This window comes from Aliiruegeria sabulilitoris (genome assembly GCF_001558155.1).
Classification (GTDB): Bacteria; Pseudomonadota; Alphaproteobacteria; order Rhodobacterales; family Rhodobacteraceae; genus Tropicimonas; species Tropicimonas sabulilitoris.
Genome location: NZ_LOAS01000003.1, coordinates 321,705 through 337,818 on the forward strand (window position 1 = coordinate 321,705; position 16,114 = coordinate 337,818).

Genomic DNA, 16,114 nt, shown 5'->3' on the forward strand with positions numbered 1-16,114 from the left:
CTCAAAGTCAATCGCGGCCATTGAAGAACAAGACGGTGAAACCCGGATCTTCAACCAGAACGCCGACGATGGAACATTCTTCTTTGTCCAAAAGACAGTGGGTCGATTCAAGGCTTTGACAATGCCGACTCCTAAGGTCGCAAAGCTTGTCGAGGTAACAAAAACGAGTGAAACAACGGCGCGCGCCGAGGTGTTTCACGGATCCTGCCGAAGGAGCCATTGATGGACCTTCTCAACGCCTTCGTGGCGCTTCTCAACTTCGTCATTATCCCGGCGACGGCATATGGCAGCCAGCTCGCGCTTGGTGCGCTCGGGGTCACGCTGATCTACGGGATCCTGCGGTTCTCGAACTTCGCCCATGGCGACACAATGGCCTTTGGTGCGATGATCACGATCCTTGTCACATGGTTGTTCCAGGCGATCGGTGTTTCGCTCGGGCCCCTGCCGACCGCGCTGCTCGCTCTGCCCTTCGGCATCGCCGCGACAGCCGGAATGATGCTGCTGACGGACCGCTGGGTGTACCGGTTCTACCGCGCGCAGAAGGCCAAGCCGATCATCCTCGTCATGGCCTCGCTTGGAGTCATGTTCGTGCTGAACGGGGTTGTCCGCGTCATCATCGGCCCCGGCGAACAACAGTTCAACGATGGTGCGCGCTTCATCATCAATGCGCGGGATTTCAAGGAGATGACCGGTCTTTCCGAGGGCCTCGCCTTCCGCTCCAGCCAGGGCATCACCATTGTTGTCACCGTCATCGCCGTGGCCGCACTTTTCTGGTTTCTCGGCCGGACACGCACCGGAAAATCGATGCGCGCCTATTCGGACAACGAGGATCTCGCGCTGCTCTCGGGCATCAACCCGGAGAAGGTCGTGCGCGTGACATGGATCCTCGCCGCGATCCTGGCTACCACGGCGGGCGTGCTCTACGGGCTGGACAAGGCGTTCAAGCCCTTCACCTATTTCCAGCTCCTGCTGCCGATCTTTGCCTCCGCCATCGTCGGCGGCCTGGGCAACCCGCTCGGCGCGATTGCGGGCGGCTACATTATCGCCTTCTCCGAGGTGACGCTCACCTATGCCTGGAAGAAGGTGCTGACCCATGCGTTGCCGGAGAGCATGGCGCCCGACGGGCTCGTGCAGCTTCTGTCAACCGATTACAAATACGCCGTTTCGTTCACGATCCTGGTGATCGTGCTTATCTTCAAGCCATACGGCCTCTTCAGGGGGAAAGCGGTATGAACCGGAACGCGCTGCTATTTGGCGGGGTCGCCCTGCTCTATATCCTGACCGGCTTCATGCAGAGCTGGAACACGGCGTTGGCGATCTTCAACATGGGGCTGATCTCGGCCGTCATGGCCTTGGGCGTGAACATCCAGTGGGGCTATGCGGGGCTGTTTAACGTAGGCGTCATGGGCTTCGTGGCGCTTGGCGGTCTGGCCACCGTGCTGGTTGCGATGCCGCCCATCCCCGAGGCCTGGGCTGCTGGTGGCCTGCGTATCTACGCGGCGCTTCTGCTCGGGGCCGGAACCATCGGCGCAGCCATCGTCACCTATCGCAAGATGTCCGGAGGCAAGCTCCGCGCTCTGGCGGTCCTGGCGATCTTTGTTGTCGGCTACATCCTCTATCGCGGGGTGTTCGATCCGGCGCGCGACGCCATCGAGGCGGTGAACCCGGCGCTGACCGGCTATCTCGGCGGTGCGGGTCTGCCGATCCTCTTGGCTTGGCCCGCCGGCGGCTTGCTGGCTGCTGGTGCCGCATGGCTCATTGGCAAGACGGCGCTCGGGCTGCGCTCCGATTACCTCGCCATCGCCACGCTGGGGATTGCCGAGATCATCATCGCCGTGATGAAGAACGAGGACTGGCTTGGCCGCGGCGTGAAGAACGTGGTCGGCCTGCCCCGCCCCGTTCCCTACGAAGTCGATCTGCAGGAAAGTGCCTCCTTCGTGGAGAACGCCGCCTGGCTCGGGCTGGACCCGGCCACGGCCTCCACGATCTGGGTGAAGCTGCTCTATGGGTGCCTCTTCGCGATCGTCCTGTTGCTGCTGATCTGGCTCACGCAAATGGCGCTGAACTCGCCCTGGGGCCGGATGATGCGCGCGATCCGCGACAACGAAACCGCGGCCGAGGCCATGGGCAAGGATGTGACCCGCCGCCATTTGCAGATCTTCATCACCGGCTCGGCGATCTGTGGCATGGCCGGCGCGATGATGACCACGCTGGACGGCCAGTTGACGCCGGGCACCTACCAGCCGCTGCGCTTCACCTTCCTGATCTGGGTGATGGTGATCGTCGGCGGCTCCGGCAATAACTGGGGGTCCGTGCTGGGCGGTTTCCTGATCTGGTGGCTCTGGATTCAGGTGGAACCGATCGGCGGCGCGATCATGAACGTGATCACCCTGCCCCTGGCCGATGGCTCGGGGCTCAAGGAGCACCTGCTGGATTCGGTCCAGCATATCCGGCTGCTGACGATGGGGGTCGTGTTGCTGCTGGTGCTGCGGTTCAGTCCACGCGGGCTGATCCCGGAGAAATAGCGCTTCGAGCATGCGCCGGCCCGACATGACGGACCGGCGCGAAACTTGTTCCGTTTCAGGTTTCGACGGTCAATTCGAGAGTGATATCGCCGGTGAGCGAGCGCGAGATCGGGCAGCCTGCCTTTGCCGCAGCGCCGATTTCACGCACTTTGGCTTCATCCGCGCCAGGCACGTTGGCAACCGACGTCAGGACGATCTTGGTGATGGCAAAGCCGCCCTCGACTTCGCCGAGAGAAACGGCGGCTTCCGTCTTGACGGAAGTCGGGTTCAACCCTGCCGAGGCGAGCTCGTTCGAAAACGCCATCGAAAAACAACCCGCATGGGCCGCGGCGACCAGTTCTTCGGGGTTCGTGCCCGGCTCTTCTTCGAAACGGGTACTGAAAGAGAAAGCAAGATCCGCGAAGGCGCCGGAGCTGCCGGACATCGCGCCCTTGCCCGATTTCAGGTCTCCATACCATTCTGCCGATGCTTTGCGAGCCATGATGTAATCCTTTCCTTGAAGTGAAACGAGGGCCTGTTGCGTTCGAGAGACTACAAGAAAGCCCTCGATGCGCCAGCGAGGAAACGCGCTGACGGCCAAATTGTTCCACTTCCATTCGGGACCGGTGTCAGAGCCCGTAGAGCGCGCCGAATTTCGCTTCGAGATAGTCCAGAAGGGGCTCCACCGAGATCGACGCGCCGGTGGCATGTTCCACTGTCGCGCGCGGCGCGCGCAATGCGCCGTGCTGCTGAAGGTTCTCTGCGAGCCAACCGGTCACCTCTGGCGCCCGGCCTTCTGCCAGCGCCTGCTCCCAATCGGGATGGGACGTACGCAGCGCCTCGAACAAGCAGCCGGCATAGACATTGCCGAGCGTGTAGGTGGGGAAATAGCCAAACAGGCCGACCGGCCAGTGGACGTCCTGCAGAACACCGTTGGAGGGTTTGTCCACTGCGACGCCGAAATCCGCGCGGAAACGATCGTTCCAGGCGGCTTCAAGGTCGTTCACGCCCAGGTCGCCCGAAATCAGGGCGCGTTCGAGATCGAAGCGCAGCAGGATATGCAGGTTGTAATGCACCTCGTCGGCCTCGGTGCGGATATAGCCGGAATGCACGGCGTTGACGGCGGCGTAGAAGGCGTCGGCGCTGTCGATCCCGATCTCGCCAAAGGTCTCGCGGCAGCGCTCGTAGAGCCAGCCGGTAAAGGCGCGGGAGCGGCCAAGTTGGTTCTCATAGATCCGGCTCTGGCTTTCGTGCACGCCCATGGAAACGCCGCAGCCGATGGGCGTCAGCAGGTAGTCCGGCGACACGGTCTGCTCATAGCGGCTATGGCCGACCTCATGGATCGTGGAATAGATGCAGCCGAAGGGATCGGCCGGGTCGGTGCGCGTGGTGATGCGGGAATCGAGGCCGGAGCCGGAGGAGAACGGGTGCACCGCCTTGTCGATGCGACCATGCTCGAAATCATAGCCAAAAGCGCGGGCGCAGGCATCGGAAAGGCGCAACTGTGCCGTTTCGTCAAAGGTTCCCTGAAGTTTGGGCGCGGATTTCCCGCTGTCGAGAATGGCCCCGCGCAGGGCCACGAGGCGTGGACGCATCGCGTCGAACATGGCTGCCAGCGTGACCCCGGTTTCGCCCGGCTCGTAATCGTCCAGCAGCGCGTCGTAAAGATCGCCGCCCGTGGCCAGCGCTTCCGCTTCCTGCCGGCGCAGGTTCAGCACCTCGGAAAATGTCGGGGCGAAGGCGGTGAAATCGTTCGCCGACCGCGCATCGGCCCAGATCCCCTGCGAGAGGCTGGTGACGCGCGTCAGCTCCGCCGAGAGGTCGGCGGGTACCTTGGTCGCACGGTCATGTTCGCGGCGGATCTGGTGGAGCTGTGCCGCGGCCACGTCGTCGCCGGCCTCGGCCTCCGCCAGCCACTCCGCAATCTGCGGCGCACTGCGACGCGCGTGGATCACCCGGTCCAGCGCGGCCATTTCCTCGGCCCGCTGCGGGGCAGCCCCGCGCGGCATCACCGTTTCCTGATCCCAGCCCAGCCGGCCCTGAACCTGTTTAAGCGCTTCTGTCTCGCGGACGAAGCCCATGAGGTTGGCATATGCGGTCATGTCAGAGCCCTTCGCGAACGGAACTGGCCAGCGGGTAGCCAGACAGGAAGCGGGCGCGCAGGATGAGGGTCCAGAAAACGACGCCGATGAAAAGATGCGTGATGGCGACGTGCCACTGCGCCTGCGTCAGCACGGCGACGATACCGAGCACGACTTGTCCGAAACACATCACCAGCACCCAGTCAAAGGCGCGGCGCGTGCGTGGATGGGCCGAAGCGCGGCTGCGGCGCCAGGCGAAGATGGCGAAGGCGAAGACGATATAACCAAGCGTGCGGTGCATGAACTGCACGAGGCCGGGATCTTCGAAGAAATTGCGCCAGACCGGTTCCAGCAGGAACGGCGATGGCGGGAAGACCGAGCCATTCATCAGCGGCCATGTCGGGAAGGCCACGCCGGCATCGATCCCGGCGACCAGCGCGCCGAGCAGGATCTGGAGGAAGGCGATATGCAGCAGGCCGGTCGACAGGCCCCAGAGCTTCGCTTCCTTGTTCCGGCGGGCTTGCATCAGCTCTCGTTCAGGGCGCGAGAGCAGGAGCATGTACCACCAGAGCAGGCCGAGAATGACGAAGGCGAGGCCGAGATGGGTGGCCAGCCGGTAGGAGGCGACATCGAGCATCCCCTCGCCCAGCCCGCTGGAGACCATCCACCAGCCGATGGCGCCCTGCACGCCGCCGAGAATGCCCGGAATTGCCAGCCGTCCGGTCCAACCGGTCGGGATCTTGCGCAGGGCAAGAAAACCCAGGAAGCCCACGGCCCAGACGAGGCCGATGACGCGGCCAAGCTGCCGGTGGCCCCATTCCCACCAATAGATGCCCTTGAACTCCTCCAGCGTCATGTCCTTGTTCTGGATCTGGAATTCCGGGATCTCCTGGTACTTGGCGAATTCCGCCTCCCAGGTCTCTACCGACATCGGCGGCACGGCCCCCGTGATCGGCTTCCACTCGGTGATCGAGAGACCCGAGTCGGTCAGACGCGTCAACCCGCCGACGAGGATCATCGCCACGACCATGGCAAAGAGGATGCCAAGCCAGACCCGGATCGCGCCACGCGCACCACGGGCGGCGCGGTCGATCATGCCAGGCTGGGCGGCGGGCGCTTTCGGGCGCTCCTCGCCAACCTCTTCGAAAATGCTGCGCTTGGCGGCCATGAAAGGTCTCCTTAATCGTCCTTGGGGCGCGGGCGGGTCAACTGCCGCAGCATCCCGTGGAATATCTGCACATCGGCCCGCGTCAGGGCCAGTCGGGAAAGCATGTTCCGGATCGAAAGCTTCATCCCAGCCGCTTTCGTTTCGGGAAAGAAAAAGCCGGCATCGTCCAGTCGCTGCTCGAAATGGTCCCCCAGCTTCTCGATTTCAATCATTTGCGCGCGCTCGATCTCGGGCGCCTCGGACAGTTGCTCGCTCTGCCGGCGCCACTCATAGGCGGTCAGCAGCACGCATTGCGCGAGGTTGAGCGAGAAGAATTCCGGGTTGACCGGGACGGTAATGATGGCATGGGCGCGCGCCACGTCCTCGTTTTCCAGCCCTGCCCGTTCGGGGCCGAAAAGCACACCCACCTTGCCGCCCTCGGCGGTGATCGCCCGCGCCTCGGCCATGGCCTGTTCCGGTGTCATCACCGGCTTGGTCAACTCTCGGCCGCGCGCGGTGGTGGCATAGACATGCGTGCAATCGGCCACCGCCTCCGCCACGGAGCCATAGAGCCCGGCATTGTCCAGCACGCGGGCCGCGCCGCTGGCCAGTGCCACGGCGCGGGTGTTGGGCCAGCCATCGCGCGGCTCCACAAGGCGCATCCGGTCGAGACCGAAATTGAGCATCGCCCGTGCCGCGCCACCGATATTCTCGCCCATCTGCGGACGCACGAGGATGAAGCTGGGCTGAGACATGAGCACTCCTGAATTTCGATCCCGGACCTGATACGCCGCCAGCCCCACGGCTTCAAGCAGGCATGGCGCAGGCGAAAAAAGGGCGCTAGAAGACGCAGGATCGATTTAAGAAGCCGGAGCGAGAAAATGGCCGAGCAGGAACATCCGCAGATCTACCTCATCAGCCCGCCGGAATTCGAGCTGTCGCGTTTTCCGGACCAACTGGCGCGGGTTCTGGACGCGCGCGAGATCGCCTGTTTCCGGCTGGCGCTCGCCTCGCAGGACGAGGATCGTATCGCGCGGGCGGCCGATGCCTGCCGCGCGGTCTGCCATGAGCGCGATATAGCGATCGTCATATCGCAGCATCTGCGCCTGGCCGAGCGGCTGGGCCTCGATGGCGTGCATCTCGACGGGGCGCGCGGCATCCGCGATGCGCGCACCGAACTGGGCGAAGACGCGATTGTCGGCGCCTATTGCGGAGCCTCCCGCCATGACGGGATGAATGCGGGCGAAGCCGGTGCCGATTACGTGGCCTTTGGTCCGGCCGGGGACACTCCGCTCGGCGATGGCACACGGGCCGATCTGGAGCTGTTCTCGTGGTGGTCGGAAATGATAGAGGTTCCTGTCGTGGCCGAGGGCGCACTGAATCAGGAACTGGTCGCAACCCTTTCTCCGTCCGTCGATTTCTTTGGAATCGGCTCAGAGATCTGGTCGGCCGAGGATCCCGCAGTGGCGCTCGGTACGCTTCTGGCGAAGTTGTAATCGATCACTCCTGGGCGGGGCGGGCGTTGGCAAGACGCGCGCTGGCCACGCCCTCGCGGACAGCCTCCTCGCAGACCGCGGCCAGCGCCTTGCGCCCACCGATGTCGTGCAATTCCACCGGCGGGTGATAGATCACTTCGACCGAGCCCTGCTGCTTTTGGCGCAGCACTTTCAGGAAATGCTCGCCGAACTCCATGTCGGCCCACCAGCCATAGAAGCGCGGATCCTCGCCCTCCGGGGCATGATAGACCACGCTGACCGGCTGGACCTGCAAGAACGCGGGCAGGTCATCGGCATAGAACGCCTGAAACAGGGTCGTCTTGAAGGGCAGCACGCGCAGTCCGTCGGTGCTGGTGCCCTCCGGAAAGAACAGCAAGCGGTGCCCGGCCTTCAGGCGCCGTTCGAACATCGCCGCCTGCGATCGCGCCTCCCGGCGGTCTCGGTTGATGAAAACCGTGCCGGTGGCCCGCGCCAGCCAGCCGATTCCGGGCCATCCGGCCACCTCGGCCTTGGAGACGAAATAGATCCGGTCGGAAGCGTTCAGCGCGAAGATGTCGAGCCAGCTGACATGGTTGGCCACCTGCGCCCCGCGCCCCTCCATCGGCAAGCCATGCACCTGGCGTTTGATCCCAAGGATCACGAAGGCGGCACGGCAGACGAACCGCGTGATGGCCGGCGTCCAGGGGCGGTTCTCGCCAAAGATCGGCCTTTCGATCAGCCGCAAAAGAAGCAAAAGCGCCAGGCAGCCGAAAACGACGATGGCGAGTGGGATTGCCCGGCGCAGCACGCGCAACCAGTCCCGCAGACCGCGCGGCGCATGCATCTCGGGCTCATCCGCCGAGCGCCACGTCGCCTCCGAACTCATCCGCGCCCGCCGGTGTAGAGGTTGCGCTGTTTCTGCGAGATCTTGTCGGTTTCCATGACAAGGCAGATATCGGTCGTGTTGAACGGACGGTCGATGAAGGCCCCCTCGCCCACATAGCCGCCGAGTCGCAGGTATCCCTTGATCAGCGCCGGGATCTCGCGCACCGCCTGTACCCGGTCGAGCTTGTCTTCCGGCAGGATGTTCATCGAGGTGAAGTTTTCTTCCAACGCACGCACGCGCAAATCCGGCGGCGCGAGATGGAAGTGATGGAGGTAGGAGAGCGGCTGCGCCAACGTCCTTACGTCGGTTCCATGAAAACTCGCCACTCCAAAGAGCAGTTCGATATCACGCTCGGTCACGTAGCGGCCGAGCCCGTTCCACAGGTGATAGAGCGCCATCCCGCCGCGATACTCGGGATGTAGGCAGGAGCGGCCCAGCTCCAGCAGTCTCTTTCCGGAACCCTGCAGCAGGGCAAGGTCGTATTCGCCGGCACAGTAGAAACCGCCGGCCGCCGCGGCGCGCTCGCCCGGCATCAACCGATAGACGCCGACAACATGCTCCAGCGCCGCCGCGTCGCGCCTTGTGTCCACCAGGATCATGTGATCGTAATACGGATCGAACCGATCGCGCTCGAAACGGAGCGCGTGATCGACGAGCTCCCCGTCGCCGTGCAATTCCTGCACAAAGACCTGGTACCGCAGCCTTTGCGCGGCGAGCATGTCCTGCTCGCTCTCGGCCAGCCTGACTTGGAATTGGGGATCTGCGGCGGTCATGCGCGGGGCGGTCTCTTGCCTGTCTGCGGTTCCGAGGGTGTTTAGGCAAAGCGGCTAGGCTTGTCCACACTCCCCATTTTCAGCGGGTTGACGCCGCGAACAGCTCGGTTAATTTCACTGCGTTTTGTGTACCTTCCGCTTGTTGCGCGGAACTATCAGACGTCTTCCGGAAGCAGACCGATGACACGACCATCCAGCACGACCTTTCCGGCGTGTTCAAAATTCACCGTTATCCTGTGCCCCGCACGGGATTGCACCTGTCCAAGCCCCCAGTCGGGCTGGTCTGGATGGCGAACGAGCATGCCCGGTTCGAGAATAGTATTCATGTCGATCATGGCTTCCATACCTTCAGGAAACTCCTCCCATGTCCAGTAACGATCCCTTGGTTCAACCCGATCTCTCCTCGCTGATAGGCTCGCGGATCTGTCACGACCTGATCAGCCCCATAGGTGCAATCGGAAACGGGTTGGAACTGCTGTCCATGGCGGGGGCTGGCGGGCCGGAAGTGACCCTGATCTCCGATAGCGTGGCCAACGCAAATGCGCGCATCCGCTTCTTTCGCATCGCCTTTGGCATGGCATCCGCCGAACAGGGCACGGCGCGTTCCGAGATCCTGTCGATCCTAAAGGACATCTATGGCGACACGCGGACCAAGCTGGACTGGGCCGTGAACGTGGATTGTCGCCGTGCCGAGGCCAAGGCGGCCTTCCTGACGCTGCTTTGCCTGGAAAACGCCCTGCCCTATGGTGGCACGATCACCGTGAACCGTGCCGACGGCCGATGGCAGTTTTCCGCCAACAGTCCGAAGCTCAAATATGACGAGGCGCTCTGGGCGGTTCCGACCAATGGCGCCCCCTTCGAGCTTTCGCCGAAAAACGTGCAATTCGCGCTTCTGCCCGAGGCGCTGGCGCGGCTCGGCCGCAAGCTCTCGCTCACCCGGAACGAAGGCACGCTTGTTCTGAGCTACTGAGCCTGTAGGCGCGCGCCGCTACGGGCGCGTCGTGCCGTCGCCCTCGACCAGATATTTGAAACTCGTCAGCTGCGCCGCGCCCACCGGGCCGCGCGCATGCATCTTGCCGGTGGCAATCCCGATCTCGGCGCCCATTCCGAACTGGGCGCCATCGGCAAACTGGGTCGACGCGTTGCGCATCAGGATTGCGCTGTCGAGCCGTTGGAAGAACCGTGCCGCCGCATCATCATCCTCGGTCAGGATCGCCTCGGTGTGGCTGGAGCCGAAACGGCGAATATGGTCGATTGCTTCGTCAATGTTATCAACAACTTTTGCGGCGATTATCATGTCCAGGAACTCGGTGCCGAAATCATCGTCCGCGGCCTCAACCGAGCCATCAAGCCCGCGTGCGCGCACCTCGACCCCGGCTGCCTTGAGATCGTCGACGATCTGCTGGCCAAGCGTGTCGGCGATGTCGCGATGAACCAACAGGCATTCCGCTGCGCCACAGATCCCCGTCCGCCGCGTCTTGGCGTTCAGCACCACCGCCCGCGCCTTATCGGCATCCGCTGCCTTGTCGACATAGATATGGCAAATCCCTTCAAGATGGGCAAAAACCGGCACCCGCGCCTCGCGCTGCACCAACCCGACCAGCCCCTTGCCGCCCCGCGGAACGATCACGTCGATCGTGTCGGTCATGTGAAGCATTTCGCGCACTGCTTCGCGGTCCCGCGTCGGCACGAGCTGAATCGCGGCCTCGGGCAGGTTCGCGGCCTTCAGGCCCTCAACAAGGCAGGCATGGATCGCGCTGGAGGAGTGGAAACTCTCCGACCCTCCCCGTAGTATGACCGCGTTGCCCGCCCACAGGCAGAGCGCGCCGGCATCGGCGGTCACGTTGGGCCGGCTCTCATAGATCACCCCCACAACGCCGAGCGGCGTGCGCACCCTGCGAATATGCAGACCCGAGGCCATGTCCCATTCTGCGATGGTCTCGCCGACGGGGTCGGTCTGCGACGCAATCGCCAGCAGGCCATCGACAATGCCGCGAATGCGACCTTCGTCCAGCATCAGGCGATCCATCATCGCCGCCGAGAGCCCCTTCTCGCTGCCAAATTCGAGATCCTTGGCGTTGGCCTCGACAATCTCGGCGCGGCGCTTCCACACCGCATCGGCCGCCGCCACCAGCGCGGCATGCTTGCGCTCGGCGCTGGCAAAGGCAAGCTCTGCGGACGCCGCTCGCGCCTTCTCGCCCATCTCGGTCATCAGGGCGGAAATATCGGTATGGTCTTTCATCGCAAGCTCCCCTCTCGGAGCGCTTGAATAGGTCATTCGAAACGCTTTCTCAACGCAAATCACGGCCCGTGGCATGGCCGCCGCATCCATCATCTGTTCTCAAATATCCCGGGGGGAGCGCTCGCCAGAGCGCCGGGGGGGCAGCGCCCCCCGTGACCGGTCGTTCACACGGCCATGTCGTCGCGATGCACCAGCGCGGCCCGGCCCGGATAACCCAGCAGCCCGGCGATGTCGCCAGAGCGATGCCCGGCGATGATCCGCGCCTCGCTCGAGGTGTAGCGTATGAGACCCTGCCCCAGCTTGCCGTTCGGGCCGAGGATTTCCACCGGCTCGCCACGCCCGAAACTGCCATGCACTTCCGTCACGCCGGCCGGAAGCAGCGAACTGCCACCTGCAAGCGCCGACGCCGCGCCGGGATCGACCCGCACCGCGCCATGAGGTTTCATCGAGGCGATCCAGCGCTTGCGCGCCACCTGCGGGTCGCCCTCGGCCACGAACCACGTGCAATTCGCGCCGTCATCCAGCGCCTTGAGCGGCCGGGTGACGGACCCCTCCGAGATCACCATGGCACAACCGGCCTTGGTGGCGGTCTTGGCGGCCATGAGCTTGGTCTTCATCCCGCCCTTGGACAGGCCTGAGCCTGCGTCGCCCGCCATCCCCTCGATTTCAGGGGTGATCTTCTCGATTACCTCGTAGCGCAGCGCAGTCGGGTCTTCCGACGGGTTCGCGGTATAGAAACCATCGACATCGGAGAGCAGCACAAGCTGGTCTGCCCCAACCGTCACCGCAACCTGCGCGGCGAGCCGGTCATTGTCGCCGAAGCGGATCTCGTCGGTGGCGATGGTGTCGTTCTCGTTGACGATCGGCACCACGCCGAAACCCAGCAGCGTCTCCAGCGTCGCGCGGGTGTTGAGATAGCGCCGCCGGTCCTCGGAATCCTCCAGCGTGACAAGAACCTGCGCCGCCTTGATCCCATGCGGGGCCAGCGCCAGCCGATAGGCCCGTGCCAGTTCGATCTGCCCCACCGCTGCCGCAGCCTGGGATTGCTCAAGCGGCAACTCTCCGGAAGGCAGCCCCAAGGTCGCCCGGCCGAGCGCGATGGAACCCGACGAGACCAGGATCACCCCTGCCCCGCGCGCCTGTGCGGCGGCGACATCTTCAGCCAGTCCCGCGAGCCATTCCTCGCGCAGGTCTCCGGTCACGCGGTCCACCAGAAGCGCCGAGCCGATCTTGACCACCAAACGTTCGGCGGCAGCGATCCGGGGTTTGTCGGCCGTTACGGTTTCCACGTCCCGTCCTCCTCTTCGTCCGGCGCAGCCTCGGCGCGGCGCGCAGCATCGATCTCGGAGCGCAACGCGCGCAGGACCTGTATCACCCCGTCCCGGCTCACCCCGGACATCGCATAGACCCGCCCGCCGGAAGCTTCCTCCAGCGCCGCGATCTTCTCGGCGCGCTCCTCGTCGTCCAGCGCGTCGATCTTGTTGAGAACCGTCACCCGCGGCTTTTCGGCCAGCGCGCCACCATAGGCTTCCAACTCGCCGATGATCGTGTGGTAATCGGTGGCGACGTCCTCGGAAGTGCCATCGACGAGATGCAGAAGCACCGCGCAGCGCTCGACATGACCAAGGAACCGGTCGCCGATCCCCCGCCCTTCGCTCGCGCCTTCGATCAGGCCCGGAATATCGGCCACGACGAACTCGGCATTGTCCACGCCGACAACGCCCAGATTGGGGTGCAGCGTGGTAAACGGGTAATCGGCGATCTTGGGCCGGGCATTGGAGGTCGCCGCCAGGAAGGTCGATTTGCCCGCATTGGGCAGCCCCAACAGCCCCGCATCTGCGATCAGCTTCAGCCGCAGCCAGATCGTGCGCTCGATCCCCGGCTGGCCTGGATTGGCCCGGCGCGGCGCCTGGTTGGTCGAGCTTTTGAAATGCAGGTTGCCAAAGCCGCCATTGCCACCCCTGGCCAGCACGACCCGGTCGCCTACGGCGGCCAGATCGGCAATCACCGTCTCTTCGTCCTCGTCCAGGATCTCGGTGCCAGCCGGCACGCGCAGCACGATATCGGCACCATCGGCACCGGTGCGCTGCTTGCCCATGCCCGGAATGCCGTTCTTGGCAAAGAAGTGCTGCTGGTAGCGGAAATCGATCAGCGTGTTCAGCCCCTCGACCACCTCGGCCACAACGTCGCCCCCCTTGCCGCCATCGCCGCCATCGGGTCCGCCATACTCGATATATTTCTCCCGCCGAAACGATACGGCCCCGCCGCCCCCGGCGCCGGAACGTATGTAGACCTTTGCAAGATCGAGGAATTTCATTCCGGTTCCTTTCTACGGGAGGGTCGGGCCGGCAGCACAGGCCGGCATCCACGTTTCAAGCCGCGGAATTGCCATGCGTGGTTGAAAAACACAAGCGATCCATGCGTTCCGCATCGGCTGAACGTTGCGAAGACTGACGACAAAGCCGTCGGTTCGCGCGCAACCCTTCATTCGTCTAAACAGATCCGCGGCGACCGGATCGGAATGCGCTTTCCTTGGGGGAAATGGCGGAGAGACAGGGATTCGAACCCTGGGATCCCTTGCAGGATCAACGGTTTTCGAGACCGCCCCGTTCGACCACTCCGGCACCTCTCCGCGCTCCCGTGGTCAGGGTGGGCGCGGTTTAGTAATCTTGGGCCGCAGGCGCAAGTGCTTTTCTCGCCGCCGGCCGAGAAACTTGATACATACATGGCAATTGGATGCCAGCAACGATTCACCGCAACGGCGCGCCGCGCCACGGGCAGGAGCCGATCATGACCGCAAGACTGCTTCTGGCGCCCTTCCTCGTCCTGCTGGTGGTGACGCTTTGCGGGCCTTCCGGGGCGGGAGACAATGTCCAGTCCACCGATGCGCAACGCGCCGAGATCGCGCCCCTCATCGAAAGCCTGCATTTGCGGGAGCTGTTCGAGATCGTCCAGATGGAGGGCCTGTCCCACGCGGCGGACCTGGAAAAGGACATGTTTCCGGGGCGCGGGAAGGAGCGTTGGCCGGATCTCGTTCGCCAGATCTATGACCCCGAGCGGATGACCGACATGTTGGCCGACGCAATGGCTGCGAGCATGCCCGAGGGCATGGTCGAGGGCGCCGCCGCCTTTTTCGACAGCGATCTCGGGCAGCGGATCCTGACGCTGGAGATTTCGGCGCGCGAGGCGATGCTGCAGCCGTCGGTGGAGAGCGCTGCACAGGACTATCTGGCCATGCTGCAGGATGACGGTTCGCCGCGCATCGCGCTGCTGGAGGAATTCGTCGAGATCAATGACCTGGTCGAGAACAATGTCATCGCCGCGCTGAACGCCAGCTATGCCTTCTATACCGGCCTCAACGCGGCGGGCGCCTTTGGAGAGTTTCGCAGCGAGGAAGAGATGCTGCGCGAGCTCTGGTCCCAGGAGGAGACGATCCGGCTCGATTCCGGCATCTGGGTCATGTCCTATCTGGCCATGGCCTACCAGCCGTTGAGCGACGCCGAGATCGAGCGCTATATTGCGTTCAGCACGTCCACACCCGGCAGACAGGTCAATTCCGTGCTGTTTTCTGGGTTCGATGTTGTGTTCCGCGTGGTTTCGCGCGAAATGGGGCTCGCTGCGGCGCAGTTCATGGGAGGCTCGGACCTCTGAACCCGCGCGGGAGCCGCAAAACTCGGACGTTTTGTGCTCCAAGGGGCGTAAAATGACGAGGAATTCCTTGACCCGTTGCCCTTTCTGGCCCATATGCAGGCCTCCGTTGGCGGATGCACTGCCGCGGGAACAAGAACTACGCCCGTTTGAAAGGGCGCGCAGTCCGAGGTGCCGGCAACCGGCCTTAACGCCCAGATCTGGGGGCCAGAGCGACGCGGATACATGAAGAGGAAAAGGCCCATGTTTGCGGTCCTGAAAACCGGCGGCAAGCAATATCGCGTCCAGAAGGGCGATGTGCTTCGCGTCGAGAAGCTGGCGGCTACCGCCGGCGAAACCGTTCAATTCAATGACGTTCTGATGGTTGGCGGCACTGTTGGTGCCCCGCTGATCGACGGCGCGGCCGTGCAGGCCGAGGTCATCGACCAGATCAAGGACGTCAAGAAGATCACCTTCGTCAAGCGTCGCCGTAAGCACGGCTCCCAGCGGACCCGTGGCCACCGCCAGCAGCTCACCCTGCTGCGCGTGACCGAGATCCTCGAATCGGGCGCAGGCGATACCGGCGTGAAAGCGGCCGTCGGCGCAGCCAAGGCCCCGGCCGAAGCCTGAGATATAGGAGACTAGCGATATGGCACATAAAAAAGCAGGCGGTTCATCCCGTAACGGTCGCGACTCCGACGGTCGCCGCCTTGGTGTGAAGAAATACGGCGGCGAAGCCGTCATTCCCGGCAATATCATCGTGCGTCAGCGCGGCAACAAGTGGTGGCCGGGCGAAGGCGTGGGCCAGGGCAAGGATCACACGATCTTCGCCACGGCCGAAGGCGCCGTGAAGTTCCACAAGGGCCTCAAGGGCCGGACCTTCATCTCCGTACTTCCGGCTGCAGAAGCTGCGGAATAAGCCGAAACCCGGACGTTCAGTCTTTGTTAGGGGGGACCGGCGATAAAGCCGGTCCCCCCAGCGATTCACCGCAAACAGGGCAATGTAATGACTGCTGCATTTCGCAACAGACAGGATCAGATCACTTCTCTGCGCTGCAAGGCGCGGATGCGGAGCGTGCGTCCGTTTTTCTGGGCGATGCTCTGGGCGTCGCTGGCCCAGGTCAGCTGGATGGCCTTCAAGGGCGCGCAGGTTCGCCTGCAGCCCGACGCGATCGCCACCGGCCTGCCCGGATTCCTGTATCGCTTGGTTATTCAACCACTTGAATGGGCGATGAGCAGCTTTCACGGGGCCGATCCGGCCCTGCTGGCCTTGCAGGGCGCGATCCTCGTCGCCATCTGTATGGCAAATTTCGGAGTTCCCGGCCTTGTCACGCGTACCTTGGGAGGGGAACGCGCGACTTTGAGGCGGTAAGTCTGTG

Annotated in this window: 17 protein-coding genes, 1 tRNA gene and 1 pseudogene; 8 read left to right on the forward strand and 11 right to left on the reverse strand. The window is 63.7% G+C overall.

What is annotated here, in order from left to right:
• The first annotated feature begins 222 nt into the window (after positions 1 to 222).
• Both AX756_RS05950 and AX756_RS05955 read left to right on the forward strand, forming a co-directional pair.
• Positions 223 to 1,233, forward strand: a complete 1,011-nt coding sequence (locus tag AX756_RS05950; RefSeq protein WP_068309525.1) for a branched-chain amino acid ABC transporter permease — start codon at positions 223 to 225, stop codon at positions 1,231 to 1,233.
• Positions 1,230 to 2,525, forward strand: a complete 1,296-nt coding sequence (locus AX756_RS05955) for a branched-chain amino acid ABC transporter permease (protein ID WP_068309526.1) — start codon at positions 1,230 to 1,232, stop codon at positions 2,523 to 2,525. The genes AX756_RS05950 and AX756_RS05955 overlap by 4 nt, the downstream gene beginning before the upstream one ends.
• A 55-nt stretch (positions 2,526 to 2,580) precedes the next feature.
• Here the strand turns inward: AX756_RS05955 and AX756_RS05960 are convergent, their stop codons facing one another.
• From AX756_RS05960 to AX756_RS05975, 4 genes are all read right to left on the reverse strand, one after another.
• Positions 2,581 to 3,006, reverse strand: a complete 426-nt coding sequence (locus AX756_RS05960; RefSeq protein WP_068309527.1) for an OsmC family protein — start codon at positions 3,004 to 3,006, stop codon at positions 2,581 to 2,583.
• A gap of 127 nt (positions 3,007 to 3,133) precedes the next feature.
• Positions 3,134 to 4,606, reverse strand: coding sequence for a carboxypeptidase M32 (locus AX756_RS05965; protein ID WP_068309528.1), 1,473 nt, complete (start codon positions 4,604 to 4,606; stop codon positions 3,134 to 3,136).
• A 1-nt stretch (position 4,607) separates the two neighbouring features.
• Positions 4,608 to 5,753 (reverse strand): heme A synthase, encoded by a 1,146-nt coding sequence (gene ctaA / locus AX756_RS05970; RefSeq protein ID WP_068309529.1) that lies wholly within the window; start codon positions 5,751 to 5,753, stop codon positions 4,608 to 4,610.
• An 11-nt stretch (positions 5,754 to 5,764) separates the two neighbouring features.
• Complete coding sequence (locus AX756_RS05975) at positions 5,765 to 6,487, reverse strand: RNA methyltransferase (protein WP_068309530.1); 723 nt, start codon at positions 6,485 to 6,487, stop codon at positions 5,765 to 5,767.
• Between the two features lie 126 nt (positions 6,488 to 6,613).
• On the opposite strand from AX756_RS05975, the gene AX756_RS05980 reads away from it, so the two are divergent.
• Positions 6,614 to 7,228 carry a thiamine phosphate synthase gene (locus tag AX756_RS05980; protein ID WP_068309531.1) on the forward strand — a complete coding sequence of 205 codons (615 nt, stop codon included), beginning with the start codon at positions 6,614 to 6,616 and terminating at the stop codon, positions 7,226 to 7,228.
• A 4-nt stretch (positions 7,229 to 7,232) separates the two neighbouring features.
• Here the strand turns inward: AX756_RS05980 and olsA are convergent, their stop codons facing one another.
• From olsA to AX756_RS05995, 3 genes are all read right to left on the reverse strand, one after another.
• Positions 7,233 to 8,093 (reverse strand): lyso-ornithine lipid O-acyltransferase, encoded by an 861-nt coding sequence (gene olsA, locus AX756_RS05985; RefSeq protein WP_082738955.1) that lies wholly within the window; start codon positions 8,091 to 8,093, stop codon positions 7,233 to 7,235.
• Positions 8,090 to 8,866 carry an L-ornithine N(alpha)-acyltransferase gene (olsB, locus tag AX756_RS05990; protein ID WP_068309532.1) on the reverse strand — a complete coding sequence of 259 codons (777 nt, stop codon included), beginning with the start codon at positions 8,864 to 8,866 and terminating at the stop codon, positions 8,090 to 8,092. Before olsB ends, olsA begins: the two co-directional genes overlap by 4 nt.
• Positions 8,867 to 9,021: 155 nt before the next feature.
• On the reverse strand, positions 9,022 to 9,201 hold the full coding sequence (locus AX756_RS05995) for a DUF3553 domain-containing protein (protein WP_231700990.1): 180 nt from the start codon (positions 9,199 to 9,201) through the stop codon (positions 9,022 to 9,024).
• A 29-nt stretch (positions 9,202 to 9,230) separates the two neighbouring features.
• On the opposite strand from AX756_RS05995, the gene AX756_RS06000 reads away from it, so the two are divergent.
• Positions 9,231 to 9,836, forward strand: coding sequence for a histidine phosphotransferase family protein (locus AX756_RS06000; RefSeq protein WP_068309534.1), 606 nt, complete (start codon positions 9,231 to 9,233; stop codon positions 9,834 to 9,836).
• Between the two features lie 18 nt (positions 9,837 to 9,854).
• Here AX756_RS06000 and AX756_RS06005 read toward each other — a convergent pair whose 3' ends face one another.
• The 4 genes from AX756_RS06005 to AX756_RS06020 form a co-directional block, all read right to left on the reverse strand.
• Entirely contained in the window at positions 9,855 to 11,108 is a 1,254-nt protein-coding gene (locus AX756_RS06005) for a glutamate-5-semialdehyde dehydrogenase (RefSeq protein ID WP_068309582.1), read from the reverse strand.
• Positions 11,109 to 11,272: 164 nt separating this feature from the next.
• On the reverse strand, positions 11,273 to 12,367 hold the full coding sequence (proB, locus tag AX756_RS06010; protein ID WP_197431059.1) for a glutamate 5-kinase: 1,095 nt from the start codon (positions 12,365 to 12,367) through the stop codon (positions 11,273 to 11,275).
• Positions 12,368 to 12,384: 17 nt separating this feature from the next.
• Positions 12,385 to 13,425 (reverse strand): GTPase ObgE, encoded by a 1,041-nt coding sequence (gene obgE / locus AX756_RS06015; protein WP_068309536.1) that lies wholly within the window; start codon positions 13,423 to 13,425, stop codon positions 12,385 to 12,387.
• 225 nt (positions 13,426 to 13,650) lie between these two features.
• Positions 13,651 to 13,740: transfer RNA gene (locus AX756_RS06020), tRNA-Ser, on the reverse strand.
• A 158-nt stretch (positions 13,741 to 13,898) separates the two neighbouring features.
• Between AX756_RS06020 and AX756_RS06025 the strand changes: the two genes are divergently transcribed.
• From AX756_RS06025 to AX756_RS06040, 4 genes and pseudogenes are all read left to right on the forward strand, one after another.
• Complete coding sequence (locus AX756_RS06025; RefSeq protein ID WP_163886642.1) at positions 13,899 to 14,759, forward strand: DUF2059 domain-containing protein; 861 nt, start codon at positions 13,899 to 13,901, stop codon at positions 14,757 to 14,759.
• 240 nt (positions 14,760 to 14,999) lie between these two features.
• A pseudogene (rplU, locus tag AX756_RS06030) lies at positions 15,000 to 15,362 on the forward strand (50S ribosomal protein L21); the annotation flags it as partial.
• Positions 15,363 to 15,384: 22 nt separating this feature from the next.
• Positions 15,385 to 15,654, forward strand: coding sequence for a 50S ribosomal protein L27 (rpmA, locus tag AX756_RS06035; RefSeq protein ID WP_068309539.1), 270 nt, complete (start codon positions 15,385 to 15,387; stop codon positions 15,652 to 15,654).
• A gap of 87 nt (positions 15,655 to 15,741) precedes the next feature.
• Positions 15,742 to 16,107, forward strand: a complete 366-nt coding sequence (locus AX756_RS06040) for a hypothetical protein (RefSeq protein WP_068309540.1) — start codon at positions 15,742 to 15,744, stop codon at positions 16,105 to 16,107.
• Positions 16,108 to 16,114 lie beyond the last annotated feature (7 nt).

Excerpts from the sequence above, each read along its gene's own strand:
- AX756_RS05950 (WP_068309525.1), top strand. The coding sequence starts at position 223 with ATGGACCTTCTCAACGCCTTCGTGGCGCTTCTCAACTTCGTCATTATC.
- AX756_RS05955 (WP_068309526.1), top strand. The coding sequence starts at position 1,230 with ATGAACCGGAACGCGCTGCTATTTGGCGGGGTCGCCCTGCTCTATATC.
- AX756_RS05960 (WP_068309527.1), bottom strand. The coding sequence starts at position 3,006 with ATGGCTCGCAAAGCATCGGCAGAATGGTATGGAGACCTGAAATCGGGC.
- AX756_RS05965 (WP_068309528.1), bottom strand. The coding sequence starts at position 4,606 with ATGACCGCATATGCCAACCTCATGGGCTTCGTCCGCGAGACAGAAGCG.
- ctaA (WP_068309529.1), bottom strand. The coding sequence starts at position 5,753 with ATGGCCGCCAAGCGCAGCATTTTCGAAGAGGTTGGCGAGGAGCGCCCG.
- AX756_RS05975 (WP_068309530.1), bottom strand. The coding sequence starts at position 6,487 with ATGTCTCAGCCCAGCTTCATCCTCGTGCGTCCGCAGATGGGCGAGAAT.
- AX756_RS05980 (WP_068309531.1), top strand. The coding sequence starts at position 6,614 with ATGGCCGAGCAGGAACATCCGCAGATCTACCTCATCAGCCCGCCGGAA.
- olsA (WP_082738955.1), bottom strand. The coding sequence starts at position 8,093 with ATGAGTTCGGAGGCGACGTGGCGCTCGGCGGATGAGCCCGAGATGCAT.
- olsB (WP_068309532.1), bottom strand. The coding sequence starts at position 8,866 with ATGACCGCCGCAGATCCCCAATTCCAAGTCAGGCTGGCCGAGAGCGAG.
- AX756_RS05995 (WP_231700990.1), bottom strand. The coding sequence starts at position 9,201 with ATGATCGACATGAATACTATTCTCGAACCGGGCATGCTCGTTCGCCAT.
- AX756_RS06000 (WP_068309534.1), top strand. The coding sequence starts at position 9,231 with ATGTCCAGTAACGATCCCTTGGTTCAACCCGATCTCTCCTCGCTGATA.
- AX756_RS06005 (WP_068309582.1), bottom strand. The coding sequence starts at position 11,108 with ATGAAAGACCATACCGATATTTCCGCCCTGATGACCGAGATGGGCGAG.
- obgE (WP_068309536.1), bottom strand. The coding sequence starts at position 13,425 with ATGAAATTCCTCGATCTTGCAAAGGTCTACATACGTTCCGGCGCCGGG.
- AX756_RS06025 (WP_163886642.1), top strand. The coding sequence starts at position 13,899 with ATGACCGCAAGACTGCTTCTGGCGCCCTTCCTCGTCCTGCTGGTGGTG.
- rpmA (WP_068309539.1), top strand. The coding sequence starts at position 15,385 with ATGGCACATAAAAAAGCAGGCGGTTCATCCCGTAACGGTCGCGACTCC.
- AX756_RS06040 (WP_068309540.1), top strand. The coding sequence starts at position 15,742 with ATGACTGCTGCATTTCGCAACAGACAGGATCAGATCACTTCTCTGCGC.